Origin of the sequence: Citrobacter werkmanii (assembly GCF_008693645.1) — a bacterium.
GTDB classification, from domain to species: Bacteria; Pseudomonadota; Gammaproteobacteria; order Enterobacterales; family Enterobacteriaceae; genus Citrobacter; species Citrobacter werkmanii.
The window spans coordinates 1,015,592-1,032,233 of sequence record NZ_CP044101.1 but is presented as its reverse complement, the minus strand read 5'-3'; the positions used below and the strand labels follow the sequence as shown (position 1 = coordinate 1,032,233).

General features: G+C 52.6%; 16 protein-coding genes. 6 read left to right on the top strand and 10 right to left on the bottom strand.

Features of this window, described 5'->3' with window-relative positions; translation table 11 throughout:
• Positions 1 to 62: 62 nt before the first annotated feature.
• The 9 genes from folA to FOB24_RS05580 form a co-directional block, all read right to left on the bottom strand.
• On the bottom strand, positions 63 to 542 hold the full coding sequence (gene folA, locus FOB24_RS05620; protein WP_003018873.1) for a type 3 dihydrofolate reductase: 480 nt from the start codon (positions 540 to 542) through the stop codon (positions 63 to 65).
• Between the two features lie 198 nt (positions 543 to 740).
• The gene (gene kefC, locus FOB24_RS05615) at positions 741 to 2,603 is read right to left on the bottom strand and encodes a glutathione-regulated potassium-efflux system protein KefC (protein WP_085048327.1); all 1,863 of its coding nucleotides are present in this window, start codon (positions 2,601 to 2,603) and stop codon (positions 741 to 743) included.
• Positions 2,596 to 3,126 carry a glutathione-regulated potassium-efflux system oxidoreductase KefF gene (kefF, locus tag FOB24_RS05610; protein ID WP_038637110.1) on the bottom strand — a complete coding sequence of 177 codons (531 nt, stop codon included), beginning with the start codon at positions 3,124 to 3,126 and terminating at the stop codon, positions 2,596 to 2,598. The genes kefC and kefF overlap by 8 nt, the downstream gene beginning before the upstream one ends.
• A 103-nt stretch (positions 3,127 to 3,229) precedes the next feature.
• Positions 3,230 to 3,463: a YgdI/YgdR family lipoprotein gene (locus FOB24_RS05605; protein WP_003018880.1), complete on the bottom strand. Its 234-nt coding sequence runs from the start codon at positions 3,461 to 3,463 to the stop codon at positions 3,230 to 3,232.
• A gap of 90 nt (positions 3,464 to 3,553) precedes the next feature.
• Positions 3,554 to 4,897 (bottom strand): MFS transporter, encoded by a 1,344-nt coding sequence (locus FOB24_RS05600; protein WP_085048328.1) that lies wholly within the window; start codon positions 4,895 to 4,897, stop codon positions 3,554 to 3,556.
• 146 nt (positions 4,898 to 5,043) lie between these two features.
• Positions 5,044 to 5,331: a ferredoxin-like protein FixX gene (gene fixX / locus FOB24_RS05595; RefSeq protein ID WP_000203731.1), complete on the bottom strand. Its 288-nt coding sequence runs from the start codon at positions 5,329 to 5,331 to the stop codon at positions 5,044 to 5,046.
• A complete protein-coding gene (locus tag FOB24_RS05590; RefSeq protein WP_038637107.1) occupies positions 5,328 to 6,614 on the bottom strand; it encodes an FAD-dependent oxidoreductase in 1,287 nt (428 codons plus the stop codon). Before FOB24_RS05590 ends, fixX begins: the two co-directional genes overlap by 4 nt.
• Positions 6,615 to 6,663: 49 nt before the next feature.
• Positions 6,664 to 7,605, bottom strand: coding sequence for an electron transfer flavoprotein subunit alpha/FixB family protein (locus FOB24_RS05585; protein ID WP_085048329.1), 942 nt, complete (start codon positions 7,603 to 7,605; stop codon positions 6,664 to 6,666).
• Positions 7,606 to 7,620: 15 nt separating this feature from the next.
• Complete coding sequence (locus FOB24_RS05580) at positions 7,621 to 8,391, bottom strand: electron transfer flavoprotein FixA (RefSeq protein ID WP_110498760.1); 771 nt, start codon at positions 8,389 to 8,391, stop codon at positions 7,621 to 7,623.
• 479 nt (positions 8,392 to 8,870) lie between these two features.
• Between FOB24_RS05580 and caiT the strand changes: the two genes are divergently transcribed.
• The 6 genes from caiT (at position 8,871) to caiE (ending at position 15,977) form a co-directional block, all read left to right on the top strand.
• Positions 8,871 to 10,388: an L-carnitine/gamma-butyrobetaine antiporter gene (caiT, locus tag FOB24_RS05575; protein ID WP_038637104.1), complete on the top strand. Its 1,518-nt coding sequence runs from the start codon at positions 8,871 to 8,873 to the stop codon at positions 10,386 to 10,388.
• A 34-nt stretch (positions 10,389 to 10,422) separates the two neighbouring features.
• Complete coding sequence (caiA, locus tag FOB24_RS05570; RefSeq protein WP_003018898.1) at positions 10,423 to 11,565, top strand: crotonobetainyl-CoA dehydrogenase; 1,143 nt, start codon at positions 10,423 to 10,425, stop codon at positions 11,563 to 11,565.
• Positions 11,566 to 11,647: 82 nt separating this feature from the next.
• Positions 11,648 to 12,865, top strand: coding sequence for an L-carnitine CoA-transferase (gene caiB, locus FOB24_RS05565; protein ID WP_038637101.1), 1,218 nt, complete (start codon positions 11,648 to 11,650; stop codon positions 12,863 to 12,865).
• Between the two features lie 62 nt (positions 12,866 to 12,927).
• Positions 12,928 to 14,481: a crotonobetaine/carnitine-CoA ligase gene (caiC, locus tag FOB24_RS05560; protein WP_038637099.1), complete on the top strand. Its 1,554-nt coding sequence runs from the start codon at positions 12,928 to 12,930 to the stop codon at positions 14,479 to 14,481.
• 53 nt (positions 14,482 to 14,534) lie between these two features.
• Positions 14,535 to 15,320, top strand: a complete 786-nt coding sequence (gene caiD, locus FOB24_RS05555) for a crotonobetainyl-CoA hydratase (RefSeq protein WP_121528569.1) — start codon at positions 14,535 to 14,537, stop codon at positions 15,318 to 15,320.
• Positions 15,321 to 15,380: 60 nt separating this feature from the next.
• A complete protein-coding gene (gene caiE / locus FOB24_RS05550; protein WP_069324082.1) occupies positions 15,381 to 15,977 on the top strand; it encodes a carnitine operon protein CaiE in 597 nt (198 codons plus the stop codon).
• A gap of 76 nt (positions 15,978 to 16,053) precedes the next feature.
• On the opposite strand, the gene caiF is transcribed toward caiE, so the two are convergent.
• Positions 16,054 to 16,449 (bottom strand): carnitine metabolism transcriptional regulator CaiF, encoded by a 396-nt coding sequence (gene caiF, locus FOB24_RS05545; protein ID WP_038637093.1) that lies wholly within the window; start codon positions 16,447 to 16,449, stop codon positions 16,054 to 16,056.
• Positions 16,450 to 16,642 lie beyond the last annotated feature (193 nt).

Below are 16,642 nucleotides of genomic sequence, written 5' to 3'. Positions count from 1 at the left end.
CCTTATCCGGCCTACATTAGCTGGATGATAAGGCGTTTCGCCGCCATCCGGCGCTTACGGTATTAACGACGTTCCAGAATCTCGAAGCAGTAGCTGTGGGAGTTTTGTGCGTCGGCATCGTGAAATTCGCTAAACACCGATTCCCAGTCGTCCGGTTCGTAGTCCGGGAAATGCGTATCCCCTTCAACTTCCGCATCAATGTGTGTCAGATACAGTTTTTGCGCTTTCGGCAGGAACTGCTCATACACGCGTCCACCGCCAATCACCATAATTTCAGGTTCATCGCCGCAGGCCGCTATTGCTTCATCAACAGACTTCACCCACTGCACGCGATCGTCGGTGCCTGGCTTGCTGCTGATGACAATATTTTTACGCCCTGGCAACGGTCGCCCGATGGATTCCCAGGTATGGCGTCCCATGACAACCGGCTTGTTTAAGGTATTACGTTTAAACCAGGCGAGATCGGCAGGTAGGTTCCATGGCATGGCGTTTTCCATACCGATGACGCGATCTACCGCTAACGCCGCAATCAGACTGATCATTGAATGTTTCCCGGATACAAAAAAATTGTCGCCACTATACGGAAAGCGCAATCTTTCGTCGACTGGCGGAAAGAGGATGAGCATGAAAATTTTCCGTTCTGCTGGCGAACCGACCTATTTAAGGTGGTACGCCAGCATTACAGTAGTTCAAAAACAGCCAATTAGCAGTAAAGTTTGCAGAACATCACATTTTTTACTCTATGCTGACGGTTTCACTTCCGGCTCATCGGCGACGTCGCCCGTATGTTTACCTTCATCCGTGCCTTGCCAACCATGGCGTTGAATTAACGATAAGTGTTGGCGATCTTCCGCAATAATTTCACTCAGCATTGCGCTGGTGCGTTTATAAACCGCTGCGCGGGAAATCGCGTCATTTTCCCCTTTCACCATCTCCTCAACCATGAGCATATTGAAGCGGCGGAATACGTCGGCCCGCTCACGCGCTTCATAGCGACCAAGCCCAAGACCTTCCAGCGCCAGACGCCCGGTCTTCAGCGCGCCTTCAAAGGTTTCACGTTCCGGCATTTCCACCCCTGCCTGGCGCAGGCGAATGTAATGATCCACATCGCGCGCGCGGGCAATAATTTGCAGATGAGGGAAATGCTCCTTCACCATTTCGGTTAATTGCAGGCTGGTTTGCGGATCGTCAATGGCGTTAATAATGACTTCAGCTTTAGCCGCCCCTGCAGACTCCAGCAGATCCATCCGGGTCGCATCGCCATAGAAAACCTTCATGCCGAATTTACGTAGCGTTTCGATATGGTCCGGGTCATGATCAAGAACCACCATTTTGACGCCGCTCGACAACAGCAAACGACCGGTAATCTGACCAAATCGCCCAAACCCGGCGATGATCACTCGCGGTTGTTCTTCGTCGATTTCATCCGCTTCCCGCTCTTCACCGGTCGCTGATTTTTCCAGTCGTGTCAAAATCACCAGTAAAATCGGCGTCGCCGCCATCGACAACGCGACAGCCAGGGTCAGCGATTTCGCCCAATCAGGATCAAGCACGTCTGCCATTTGCGCCGCGCCAAACACCACGAAGGCAAATTCACTGCCCTGCCCTAATAATACGGCAAACCAGCGACGTTGCTTATTCGGCACCTGCAACGGTTTCGCTATCAGCCACAGCATGACGGTTTTGATAACCAGGAAACCGACCAGCAGAATAACGATGCGTAATGGGTTATCTACCAGCGTGCCAAAATCGATAGACATCCCCACGCCGATGAAGAACAGTCCCAGCAACAGTCCTTTGAACGGTTCAATATCGCTTTCCAGCGCGTGGCGATACTCAGAACTGGCCAGCAGCACACCGGCCAGGAACGCCCCCATCGCCATCGACAGTCCGACCTCTTCCAACAGCAGACCGAAGCCAAAAACGAGGAATAGCGCGACGGCGCTAAACACTTCCCGCAGGCCTGAACGGGCAACAAAACGTAACGCTGGACGCGTCACATAGCGACCTAACAGCACCACCAGCACCAGTGCCCCCGCCACCTTAAGCGCAGAGAGCGCAAATGCCCCAAGCGTTGTCGATGCGCCGCTCGCCGCGAGTAATGGGATCATCGCGACCAGTGGAATAGCGGCGATATCCTGGAACAGCAGCACGGCAAATGTGCTGCGTCCGAGTTGCGACACCATCAGGTTACGTTCATTCATCGCCTGCATAGCGATGGCCGTTGAGGAAAGCGCCAGCGTCATGCCGATCAGTTCCGCTACCTGCCAGCGCAGGCCGAGGAACATACAGAACAGACCGATCAGCCCCCCGCAAACCACCATTTGTAATGCACCACCGCCAAACACCGAGGCTCGCAGCTTCCACAAACGTTGCGGATCCAGTTCCAGGCCGATGACAAACAGCATCAATACCACGCCGATCTCGGCAAAATGGAGGATTGATTCGGCATCTGTCACCAGCCTCAAGCCCCAAGGACCGATGATGCACCCGGCGATGAGATAGCCCAGCACTGACCCTAAGCCCAGCCGTACGGCGATGGGGACAATCAGCGCCGCCGAACCGAGGTAAATCAGCGCCTGTATTAGCGTATGACTATCCATGATGCACCTCCTGCCACTCCAGCAGACGCTGCTTATAGTGGCGCGCCTGCGCCTGCAGCGTTTCATCATCACAAATAAACGTACAGTGCATCGCAAACGGCGGCAGCCATTTGAGGCCGCAATATAAAGCCGTTGCCTGTAGGGGCTGAGAAAGTACATCAAAGCCAGGATGGGAGCCGATATCAAAGTGGTTTTCACCGCCGCCGGTCGTCACAGCCCACAGCAGATGTTTACCGTGCAGCGCTGTTCCGCCATGGCCATAGGCCCAGCCGTGAGAGAGGACTTTATCCATCCACAATTTGAGTAACGGAGGCGTGCTATACCACTGCATAGGATGCTGCCAGATAATTAAATCAGCGCGTGCCAACGCATCCTGTTCAGCGGCAATATCGATATTGAAATCGGGGTAGAGCTGGTAGAGCGAGCGGATCTCCACGCCCTCCAGCGTCCTTGCCTGATCAAGCATCCGCTTATTCGCATGCGAATGCTGCGGATAGGGATGCGCATAAATGATGAGAATCATGATTAGCCTGTGTCACTGCATTATTGTAATAACAGTGAGTTTAGTCAGTTAATCCACAGGCTAACAGTCAATATTATTGAGTAGATAAATGGAAAAATCTGAGTTAGTTGTCCAGCTCACTCATATCTTTAACCTGGTCGCGGTTAATCTGCTCCGTCTTACCTGTTTGCGCATTTTTATATGACACCAGGCCAGTATCATCATCCACTTGCGGTTTGCCGTCGGTAACGATGGTTTTGCCGTCGGTGGTTTTCACCGCCTGGTTTGAGGAACAACCGGCGACGGTAAACAGTGCTGCTGCGGTAAAAATAGAGGTGATCAGGATATGTTTTTGCATGGTGTTCTCCCTGCTTTTCAGTCGTTTTCAGTGAAATATAGATTAACTGTAGGCTAACTGACTGAGTTACAGGGAAAATACAGAACACTCCTAATAGCCTGCCCTGGTCACGGGCTTACTGCGAATCGTCATCTGACTGGTTTGAGACAACGTCAGGCCGCGTGTTTCTGGTGCAAAAGCAATGGACACGAGCAGGCCAATCAGCGAAATCCCGGCCCCCATCAGCATGACATTACTGATGCCGTATTTGCTAATGAACACCGGTAGCGCCCAGGTGGAAACAATGGTCCCGATGCGGCTTAACGACATAATCACCCCGACGGCAGACGCGCGAATATCGGTAGGAAACAGTTCGTTGGGATATAGCCACTGCAGATTCCCCGGACCACCAGAGAAAAATGCGTATACGGCAAAGGCCAGCACCACCAGCCACGCCCCCATATCAGGAATTAACCCCAGTACGGCCAGCGCCAGCGTCATCATAATAAAGCTGCCAATCAACAGCGGTCGCCGCCCCGCGCTATTGAGCCAAAACATCGGCGGAATACACCCCAGCATAAAGCACAAGCTAATCACCACGTTGCCCAACGCGGCGCTTTTCCCGGCACCCAGTCCCAGTAGCCCAACAATCTGCGGGCCAAAGGTATAGATGGCGAACATCGGGATCACCTGACAGGTCCAGATGGCGGCAACAAACAGCACAAACGGGAAATGACGACGATTAAACAGCTGGAGAAAACGCGTCTCCTGCGGCGCTTCTTCATCGAACACCACCGGTTCGCCGAACAGCTTGATCATCATCGCCTCGCACTCTTTCACCCGCCCCTTACGCAGCAGCCAGCGCGGCGATTCAGGCAGGTCGAAGCGTCCAATCAGGATCAAAATACAAGGGATCACCGCGCTACCTAGCATCCAGCGCCATCCGCCCTCAACATCATACAAACAGTAACCGACCAGATCGGCACAGGTTGCGCCGACATACCACATAGCCGCGATAAAACCGATAGAGAAGGCACGCTGGCGGGTATTGGAAAATTCGGTAATCATCGAGGTGGCGATCGGGTAATCGGCGCCAATCACAATGCCGATCAACACACGCATCACCAGGAGTTCAACGGGCGAGGTAACGAACATGGTCGCTGCCGATATCACGCCAATGGCGATGATATCGATAATAAACATTTTTCGCCGCCCGACCTTATCGGAAATGTAGCCAAACAACGACGTACCAACAAACAGTCCGGCCAGCGTGCCCGCACCCAGCAAGCCAATCCACTGAGCATCCAGTTTCAATGCTGGCGTGAGTTGTTCCAGCGCCACGCCAATCATTACCAGCACATAACCATCCAGAAACGGCCCACCGCTTCCCCATAGCATTATCCTGCGGTGAATAGAGGTAAATTTGATGTCATCAAAGTTCCTGGGCTGCTGCATGGTGATGTCCTGTTTCAACACGGGCAAAGCGTCATCTGTAGGCCGGATAAGGCGTTTACGCCGCCATCCGGCATGGCACCACATGATTGCCGGATGGCGATGCTACCGCATCTTATCCGGCCTACGGGTGCACAACCTCGTACTTATTAGCCGTAGCGGAACTCCACGCCAAACGTCCCGCGTGGGTATTCCCATTTCTCCAGCGCCGTATCAAGGCCGAGGATCCGGCACGTTCCGCACTCCAGGCACCCGGCGTAATCAAAACGAACACTACCGTCGTCCTGCTTTTTATACAGTCCCGCCGGACAGGCCTTAATCAGCACCTCCAGCGCCTGTTTATCAGGATCGGCTTTGAGAATGATGTGTGGGCTATCTTCATCCACATTGAACTTATTGACGCCCAGTTTGACGTCCACATTGACGGGAGATGTCATAATACGGTCACTCCTTTCAGGCCATCTTTCATCAGGTTGATGAAGCCCACTTTCTTCGCATGGCGCAGGATTTTTTTACGCATTGGCACCGGAGCGGAGCCATCCACGGTGAACAGGTCGCGCGCGATACTGACCGCCATTTCGGGATAAGCGGTAAACATGCGGGGATTATCAAGAAAAGCCGGCAGTTTCTGATACATGCGCATATCGCGCATCGGACCTTCGTCCAGATGCTGACGGTATTCACCCAGCGACTGCTTGCTAAAATCGTCGCGCTTCATCGCCGAAAGCACCGTCTTCGCCGCCGCTTCGCCTGCGGATATGGCGAGATCCATACCACGGATGGTAAAACCGAGGTTCATACACATGCCGGCAGCGTCTCCGGCAATCAGTACGCCATCGCCCACCAGTTCAGGCTGCATATTCATTCCCGCCTCGGGTACAACGTGCGCGGCATATTCCACCAGCTTGCCACCAGCGATCAGCGGAGCGACTGCCGGATGCTGTTTGAAATCTTCCAGCATTTGCGGGACCGATTTTTTCGCATCTTTCAGATGATGAAGGCCGCAGACCAGCCCCAGAGAAAGGGTTGTTTCATTCGTATAAAGAAAGCCACCGCCCATCAGACCATCGGTTGGCGCCCCGGCAAACAGACAGGCGGCGCCTTCGTTGCCCTGTAGCTGGAAACGATCTTCAATTACCGACTTCGGCAATTCGATCAGTTCCTTCACGCCGACGGCAACATGCGATGCCTCAACACGCTTGGCCATGCCCAGCTTTTCAGCCAGCAGAGAATTCACCCCATCGGCGAGGATCACGACTTTGGCTTCCAGAATATCGCCATCGGCTTCCACGCCCACGACTTTACCCTCGCGCTGAACGACGTTATCGACGCGAATACCGGTGATCAGTTGCGCCCCCGCCTCTTCGGCCTGCTCCATCAGCCAGGCGTCAAATTTACTGCGCAAGACGGAATAAGAAACCTGCGACGCGGCGGCCTCTTCACCATTGCAGTAGTCGATAGTCATCGCCCCGTTGTCGGTCATAAAGGCGAGTTTTTCGTGGGTGATCATGCGTTCAATGGGGGCCTGATCCGCAAAGCCGGGAATGATGCGTTCCAGGCTATGCGCATACAGACGCCCACCGGTGACATTCTTCGCGCCAGCAGAATTGCCGCGCTCGATAACCAGCACCTGTGCACCTTCGCGAGCAAGCACCAGCGCCGCAACCGAACCGGCCAGACCTGCACCCACGATGATGGCATCAAAGATATCTTCGGACATACGTACTCCTGTCAGCGGCAGGATACCTTCGCATCCTGCCCGAAATGATTTATCGCGCTAAGGCAGCCGTCAGCGCAGGCAGGATCTTCAGCGCATCGCCAACGATGCCAAAATCCGCATACTGGAAGATCGGCGCATTTTTATCTTTATTGATGGCGAAAATCGTCTGCGCGCCGTTGGCGCCGACCATGTGTTGGATCTGACCGGAGATCCCCACCGCCAGATACAGTTCAGGCTTGAGCATCAGGTTGGAGATACCGACGTAGCGCTCGTGCTCCATCCACTTCTCGTTTTCCGCTACCGGGCGAGAACAGGCCAGCTCAGCGCCAATCGTCTGGCACAGCGCTTCGGCCAGCGAGATATTCTCTTTGCTGCCTATACCGCGTCCCACACTGACCACCAGACGCGCTTTATCGAGATCGACGCTGTTGCTCTGACGTGCCTGGGTTGCGGTGCGGGTCACAGCATTGGCCGGAGCCTGCCACTGCACGGTGTGCATCTCACCGCTGCGAGAAGTGTCCGGGTCTTGTGCGTCAAACGTTCCGCTACTGAGCGTGATCACGGCAAACGGCGAAGCAATGGTTTCTGCCCCTATCGCCAGACCGCCGTAGACCATATGCTTAACCGCCGCTTTTCCATCCTGCAGGGCGACTTCGCTGGCGTCGTTGGAAACCGCAGCCGACAAGCGAAAGCCCAGCTTTGCCGCCAACAGTTTGCCCCGGCGCGTATTCGGCAGCAGTACCGCGCCGCCCTCGCTATGCTGACGAACAGTCTCAGCCATCACATCAGCGTAGTCTTCGATCATGCGGTCTTCTGGTTTGCCGCTGAGCAGCCAGACATGATCCGCGCCCAAATGACATGCTGTCGCGCTATCCGCTTCGTTCAGTACGAACGCGTTAACTTTTTCACCTACAGCCTGCGCGCCACTCATCAGTTCGGGCAGACGAGAAGGGGTATCGCTGAATACCCAGACACTGGAAAATTTGTTCATAACATCCCCTGATAATTAAATGATTTTGCGCAGATTCTCGACAAACGCGGCGATTTGTTCTTCACCGTCACCTTCAATCACCACACGCTGACGCTCGCGCTGCTTCGGTGCGGCAACCTGTTGTACGGAATACGCGGGTACGCTGTTCAGCCCGATATCCGCAGGCGACCAGACCTGAACCGGTTTTTTCGCCGCGCCAAGAATGGCTTTCATCGAAGGGATTTGTGGAGTGTTGATGTCGGTGGAAACCGCGATCACCGCCGGGAGCGGGATGCTCAGCGTTTCAACTTCATCTTCCAGTTCGCGTTCTACCGTCAGCGTACTGTCAGTAAGAGAGAGGATCTTACTCACGCCGTTAATCGCCGGAACGTTCAGCGCTTCGCCTACCAGCAAACCAACCTGCTGAGCATAAAGATCGGAAGAACCGTCGCCGCAAATAAGCAGATCGAAACCTGATTTTTGCGCCGCGGCGGCCAGCGCGGTAGCGGTGTGTTGCGGCAGCGCCTGCTCAAATTGATCGTCAATCACCACAATCAGTTCATCAGGGCCACGAGAAAGAACATCTTTGCGCCCTTTTGCATTAGTCAGCGCTTTGCCGCCAACGCTCATGGCGACAACCTGAGCGTCTCCCACCTGCTGTTTTAACTGGCAAGCAGCTTCAATTGCATTCAAATCATATTGGCTGATTTTGCCATCCGCTTTGCTGAAATCGAGTGAACCATCAGCATTATTAATCGCAATATCCTGTTCATCAGGTACGCATTTGTAGCAAGTAATTATCTTCATTGCATCTCCAGAAATCATGAAGGAAACGTATTTATATCGGCGGTGTTAAATACAGATATCACGCTCTTTAATTCGGAAATAAAACCTTAATCACCAATATTGAAAATGTCACACATTGAAATTCGTAACTTTCAATAGTGTTACATGCCTCACCAATATTGAAAGAAACACGTCAAATATGAAAATTTTCAATATTGCTTGCTGGTTCAACAATATTGAACGCCAGACACTTAAAAAAGTTAAAAAACCAATACCAACTATATGATTTATAAATAAAAAACAGACATTTCAAGACAAAATAACCAGCACAAAAAAGTGTGACACAAGTAACAGAATCACGCGAAATGAATACCCATTATGAGTTACTCGTTGAGGTGTCCAGAGGTTAATAAGTTATCAACAAACCATTAATAATAAATAAACAAACGTTCAAAAACGGGCACGCTAAATAAATTTCGTTTTCACACTGGAATTCACTTATGAAAAATGAAAAGAGAAAATCGGGAATTGAACCGAAGGTTTTTTTTCCGCCATTAATAATTGTCGGAATACTTTGCTGGCTAACAGTAAGAGATCTTGATGCCGCTAACGTCGTTATTAATGCGGTATTCAGTTATGTCACCAACGTCTGGGGATGGGCATTTGAATGGTATATGGTCATCATGCTATTCGGCTGGTTCTGGCTGGTTTTTGGCCCCTATGCCAAAAAGAGATTAGGTGACGAAAAACCGGAGTTTAGCACCGCCAGCTGGATTTTTATGATGTTCGCGTCCTGTACATCCGCTGCGGTGCTGTTCTGGGGCTCTATTGAGATCTACTACTATATCTCCACACCGCCGTTCGGCCTGGAACCAAATTCCACGGGCGCGAAAGAGATAGGTCTGGCGTACAGCCTGTTCCACTGGGGGCCGCTGCCGTGGGCAACCTATAGCTTCCTTTCTGTAGCCTTTGCCTACTTCTTCTTTGTACGTAAGATGGATGTCATCCGTCCCAGCTCCACGCTGGTACCGCTCGTCGGTGAGAAACATGCGAAAGGGTTGTTCGGTACCATCGTTGATAACTTCTACCTGGTGGCGCTGATCTTCGCAATGGGCACCAGCCTCGGTCTGGCTACCCCGCTGGTCACCGAGTGTATGCAGTACCTGTTCGGTATTCCGCATACGCTGCAACTCGACGCCATCATCATTACCTGCTGGATCATTCTGAACGCCATTTGCGTGGCCTGTGGCCTGCAAAAAGGGGTCAAGATCGCCAGTGACGTACGTAGCTATCTGAGCTTCCTGATGCTCGGCTGGGTGTTTATCGTCAGCGGCGCCAGCTTCATCATGAACTACTTCACCGACTCCGTCGGGATGCTGTTGATGCACCTGCCGCGCATGCTGTTCTATACCGATGCCATCGGTAAAGGCGGATTCCCGCAGGGCTGGACCGTCTTCTACTGGGCGTGGTGGGTGATTTACGCCATCCAGATGAGCATCTTCCTCGCCCGTATTTCTCGTGGTCGCACCGTACGCGAACTGTGCTTCGGGATGGTACTGGGTCTGACCGCGTCTACCTGGATCCTGTGGACTGTCCTTGGCAGCAACACGCTGCTGCTGATGGATAAAAACATCCTCAACATTCCGCAGTTGATTGAACAACACGGCGTGGCGCGCGCCATTATCGAAACCTGGGCCGCCTTACCGCTCAGCACCGCCACCATGTGGGGTTTCTTTATCCTCTGCTTTATCGCCACCGTAACGCTGATTAACGCCTGCTCTTACACCCTGGCGATGTCCACCTGTCGCGAAGTTCGCGATGGTGAAGAACCGCCTCTGTTAGTGCGTATCGGCTGGTCGGTGCTGGTCGGCATCATCGGTATCGTTCTGCTGGCGCTGGGTGGGTTGAAGCCGATTCAGACCGCAATTATCGCCGGAGGATGCCCGCTGTTCTTCGTCAACATTATGGTGACGCTGTCCTTTATTAAAGACGCCAAAGTGCACTGGAAAGACAAGTAATTCTTATTAACCCAATTGATCAAGAGGCTGAAAGATGGATTTCAACTTAAATGACGAGCAGGAACTGTTTGTCGCCGGTATTCGTGAACTGATGGCCAGTGAGAACTGGGAAGCTTATTTTGCCGAGTGCGATCGTGACAGCGTCTACCCTGAGCGTTTTGTAAAAGCGCTGGCGGATATGGGCATTGATAGCCTGCTGATCCCGGAAGAACATGGCGGTCTGGAAGCGGGTTTTGTTACCGTCGCCGCCGTCTGGATGGAGCTGGGACGTCTTGGCGCACCAACTTACGTGTTGTACCAATTGCCGGGAGGTTTTAACACTTTCCTGCGTGAAGGGACTCAGGAGCAAATTGATAAAATAATGGCGTTCCAGGGTACCGGTAAGCAGATGTGGAACTCTGCTATCACCGAACCGGGAGCGGGATCGGATGTCGGCAGTCTGAAAACCACTTATACACGCAAAAATGGTAAGGTTTATCTTAATGGCAGTAAGTGCTTTATCACCAGTAGCGCCTATACCCCGTACATCGTGGTCATGGCGAGAGACGGTGCATCGCCGGATAAGCCTGTTTACACCGAATGGTTTGTCGACATGAGCAAAGCGGGTATCAAGGTCAACAAACTGGAGAAACTCGGTCTGCGCATGGACAGCTGCTGTGAAATCACCTTTGACGACGTTGAACTGGACGAAAAAGACATGTTCGGTCGGGAAGGTAACGGCTTCAACCGCGTGAAAGAAGAGTTTGACCATGAGCGCTTCCTCGTCGCGCTGACCAACTACGGCACCGCAATGTGCGCTTTTGAAGATGCCGCGCGTTACGCTAATCAGCGCGTGCAGTTTGGTGAAACTATTGGCCGCTTCCAACTGATTCAGGAGAAGTTTGCGCATATGGCGATCAAACTGAACTCCATGAAAAACATGCTGCTGGAAGCCGCGTGGAAAGCAGATAACGGCACTATTACCTCCGGCGACGCGGCAATGTGCAAATACTTCTGCGCCAACGCCGCGTTTGAAGTGGTAGACACCGCCATGCAGGTACTGGGAGGTGTTGGTATCGCGGGCAACCACCGCATCACGCGTTTCTGGCGTGACCTGCGTGTTGACCGCGTTTCTGGTGGTTCTGATGAAATGCAGATCCTGACGTTAGGCCGTGCGGTACTCAAGCAATACCGATAGAACGGCGCAACCTGTAGGCCTGATGAGACGCTCGCGTCGCCATCCGGCCTACGTGGCCCCCATAAATGCCAGGAGAAAAATTATGAATCATTTACCAATGCCAACCTTTGGCCCTCTTGCTGGAGTACGCGTTGTTTTTTCAGGGATCGAAATCGCCGGTCCATTCGCCGGACAGATGTTCGCCGAATGGGGCGCCGAGGTTATCTGGATTGAAAACGTCGCATGGGCCGATACCATCCGCGTACAGCCTAACTACCCGCAGCTCTCACGCCGCAACCTGCACGCCCTGTCGCTCAATATTTTCAAAGATGAAGGTCGGGAAGCGTTTCTGAAACTGATGGAAACCACCGATATTTTCATTGAAGCCAGTAAAGGCCCGGCCTTTGCACGCCGCGGTATTACTGATGAAGTGCTGTGGGAACATAACCCGAAACTGGTCATTGCCCACCTTTCCGGTTTTGGCCAGTTTGGTACGGAGGAGTACACCAATCTTCCGGCGTATAACACCATCGCGCAGGCGTTCAGTGGTTATCTGATCCAAAACGGCGACGTTGACCAACCGATGCCAGCCTTCCCGTATACCGCGGATTACTTCTCCGGGATGACCGCAACGACAGCAGCGCTGGCGGCCCTGCACAAAGTGCGCGAAACGGGTAAAGGTGAAAGCATCGATATCGCCATGTACGAAGTGATGCTGCGCATGGGTCAGTACTTCATGATGGACTACTTCAACGGCGGCGAAATCTGTCCACGTATGACGAAAGGGAAAGATCCCTACTACGCCGGTTGCGGTCTGTATAAATGCGCCGATGGTTACATCGTCATGGAGTTGGTCGGCATCACGCAAATCAACGAGTGTTTTAAAGATATCGGCCTGGCCCACATTCTCGGTACGCCGGAAGTTCCGGAAGGCACGCAGCTAATCCATCGCGTGGAATGCCCTTACGGCCCGCTCGTCGAAGAGAAACTGGACGCCTGGCTGGCAGCGCATACCATCGCCGAAGTCCAGGCGCGCTTTGCTGAGCTGAATATCGCCTGTGCGAAGGTGCTAACCATTCCGGAACTGGAAGGCAATCCGCAGTACGTTGCCCGCGAATCCATTACTCAGTGGCAAACAATGGACGGCCGCACCTGCAAAGGGCCGAACATCATGCCGAAATTTAAAAACAACCCGGGGAAAATCTGGCGTGGCATGCCATCACACGGCATGGATACCGCCGCCATTCTGAAAAACATTGGTTATAGCGAAGCAGACATAAATGAGCTGGTCGGCAAAGGCCTGGCCAGGGTTGAGGAATAAACGCGACGCGCTAACCCGCTCGTGGGTTAGCGCTCACGCCTGATTTCAGTGGATAAAGCAATATGGATATCGTTGGCGGACAAAACTTACGTCAGATGTGGGACGACCTGGCCGGGGTGTACGGAAATAAAACGGCGTTAATTTTCGAATCCTGTGAAGGAATCGTTCGGCAATTTAGCTATGCCTCGCTCAATGAAGAGATTAATCGCACGGCGAACCTTTTTCATTCCTTAGGGATCCGCAAGGGCGATAGGGTCGCACTGCATCTGGATAACTGTCCGGAATTCATCTTTTGCTGGTTTGGACTGGCAAAAATCGGCGCCATTATGGTGCCGATTAATGCTCGCTTACTGGGCGAAGAAAGTGCCTGGATCCTGCAAAACAGCCAGGTGAGCCTGCTGGTTACCAGCGCCCAGTTTTATCCTATGTACCGTGAAATACGCCAGGAAAATAGCACTCCGCTTAATCATATCTGTCTGATTGGCGAGCAGCTTCCGGCTGACGATGGCGTGAGCCACTTTACCCAACTGCAGGCTCGTCAGTCGACCACCCTGTGCTATACGCCTGCGTTATCCACTGACGATACGGCGGAAATTCTGTTTACCTCCGGTACCACCTCGCGTCCAAAAGGGGTGGTGATTACCCATTATAACCTGCGCTTTGCGGGCTATTACTCTGCCTGGCAAATCGCCCTGCGCGATGATGACGTATACATGACGGTGATGCCCGCTTTTCATATCGACTGTCAGTGTACCGCCGCAATGCCGGCCTTTTCCGCCGGCAGCACCTTTGTGCTCCTGGAGAAGTACAGCGCCCGGGCATTCTGGGATCAGGTACGTAAATATCAGGCGACGGTGACCGAGTGCATCCCGATGATGATCCGCACGCTGATGGTCCAGCCCGCCGCGCCAACGGACAGGCAGCATCATCTGCGCGAAGTGATGTTCTATCTCAATCTATCCGCGCAGGAAAAAGACGCCTTTATCGAACGCTTTGGCGTCAGGCTGCTGACCTCTTATGGTATGACTGAAACCATTGTCGGAATAATTGGCGACCGTCCCGGAGACAAACGACGCTGGCCTTCCATTGGTCGCGTGGGATTTAGCTATGAAGCTGAAATTCGCGACGATCAAAATCGCCCGCTCCCCGCCGGAGAAATTGGCGAAATCTGTATTAAAGGCGTCCCCGGCAAGACCATCTTCAAAGAGTATTACATGCAGCCGGAAGCAACCGCCAGGGCGCTGGAACCAGAGGGCTGGTTACATACCGGTGATTCGGGTTACCAGGATGAGGATGGGTATTTCTATTTTGTCGACAGACGCTGCAACATGATTAAACGCGGCGGGGAAAATGTCTCCTGCGTCGAGCTGGAAAATATTATTTCTGCGCATCCGAAAATTCAGGACATTGTGGTTGTTGGTATTAAAGACGCGATCCGTGATGAAGCCATTAAAGCGTTTATTGTCCTTAATGAAGGTGAAACATTAAGCGAAGCCGAGTTTTTCAGCTTCTGCGAAAACAATATGGCGAAATTCAAGGTTCCCTCTTTTATGGAGATCAGAACCGACCTGCCGCGCAACTGTTCAGGAAAAATAATCAAAAAAAATCTGAAATAAACCTTCCGGCAGGAATCCCTCCCGCCGGGAAACTATTTATCTGGAGATGAACCATGAGTGAATCATTACATCTGACCCGTAATGGCCCGATCCTGGAAATTACCCTCGACCGACCTAAAGCCAATGCCATTGACGCCAAAACCAGCTTTGCAATGGGCCAGGCTTTTCTTAATTTCCGTGACGATCCGGAATTACGCGTAGCAATCATTACTGGCGGCGGGGAGAAATTCTTTTCTGCTGGCTGGGACTTAAAAGCGGCAGCGGAAGGTGAAGCGCCGGATGCCGATTTTGGTCCCGGCGGCTTTGCCGGTTTAACTGAAATATTTGATCTGGATAAGCCGGTCATCGCCGCGGTAAACGGCTATGCGTTTGGCGGCGGTTTTGAGCTGGCGCTGGCGGCGGACTTTATTGTCTGCGCGGAAAACGCCAGCTTCGCGCTACCTGAAGCCAAGCTCGGCATCGTGCCTGACAGCGGCGGCGTTTTGCGCCTGCCTAAGCTGTTGCCACCGGCTATCGTCAACGAAATGGTGATGACCGGTAGACGAATGAGCGCCGAAGAAGCGCTGCGTTGGGGGATCGTGAACCGCGTTGTCAGCCAGAGCGAACTGATGGATAGCGCGCGCGAACTGGCGCAACAACTGGTTAATAGCGCCCCGCTGGCGATCGCGGCGCTGAAAGAGATTTATCGTACGACCAGCGAAATGCCGGTAGAAGAAGGCTACCGCTACATCCGCAGCGGCGTACTGAAGCATTATCCGTCGGTACTGCATTCGGAAGATGCGCTCGAAGGACCGCAGGCATTTGCCGAAAAACGCGATCCGGTGTGGAAAGGTCGTTAATGTGACTATGCCGGATAAGGTGTTTACGCCGTCGTCCGGCAAAAAAACCGAGGTACAACCATGAGCTATTACGCCTTTGAAGGACTGATCCCGGTGGTACACCCGGACGCGTTTGTCCATCCCAGCGCCGTGCTGATTGGCGATGTCATCGTGGGTGCCGGTGTTTATATTGGCCCACTCGCGTCATTGCGTGGGGATTATGGGCGCCTGATCCTTAAGGCAGGATCTAATCTGCAGGATGGCTGCATTATGCATGGCTACTGCGATACCGATACCGTCGTGCATGAGAACGGCCATATCGGCCACGGCGCTATTTTGCATGGCTGCGTGGTGGGCCGGGACGCCCTGGTCGGCATGAACAGCGTGATTATGGACGGCGCAGTGATTGGCGAAGAGAGCATTGTCGCCGCCATGAGTTTCGTCAAAGCCGGATTTCAGGGTGAGGCAAGGCAACTGCTGGTGGGTTCACCTGCGCGAGTACTACGCCAGGTCACAGACCAGGAGCTGCACTGGAAACGCCTCAACACCAAAGAATATCAGGATCTTGCGGTCCGCTGCCGAACGGGGCTATCTGAAACGAAGCCGTTAACCCAGGTCGAAAAAAACCGGCCGCGCCTGAAAGGCACGACGGACGTGAAGCCAAAATCAGCCCAATAATTGATGCCGGATGCGCTGACGCTTATCCGGCCTACGCGTCAATCCCCGTCAACGCTGCCATCAGGCAAACTAACCATTAGCGACGCATACTTTTTGACAGCATCATCTGCCATTTCTGCTCACGGTTGAGCTCTGTTGGGGGAACGGCAGACAGTCGTGGCGCTTTCGCCACACTCACTTTTCTTTCCTGCAAATTATGATTCAATCGGCGATAGAGATGAGAATCAATACTCACGACTTTCACCAGACGCTGGCACTGACAGCCTCGTCCTGCAATCTGGTTAGGGATCATCTTCACTTCACAAACAATTTCCCCAACTTCTGACAGAATATAGGAGAGCGTATTAATTGCTTTGCAGTGTTCAATATCAAATTGACGGGAAATCTCCTTGGCAGTGATCCATCGGTCCTCTGCCATCATCCAGTCAGCAATTAACAAATAAAGCGGTCTTTCAACATATTTTTCACACATAAGCACACCATTTCACAAATTAAAAATCTGGCTACGGCCTGTCCAAATTAATAAAAACTAAGCCATATTAAAATTGTGGATATAAAGATAGTATGCGACTTGAATGTTGATTAGTGTGAGCAATATCGTGCTTATTACATTGAAAATGTGGTTAAGGAAACGGACATCTCCAGGGATGACCTGATAGGGTAAA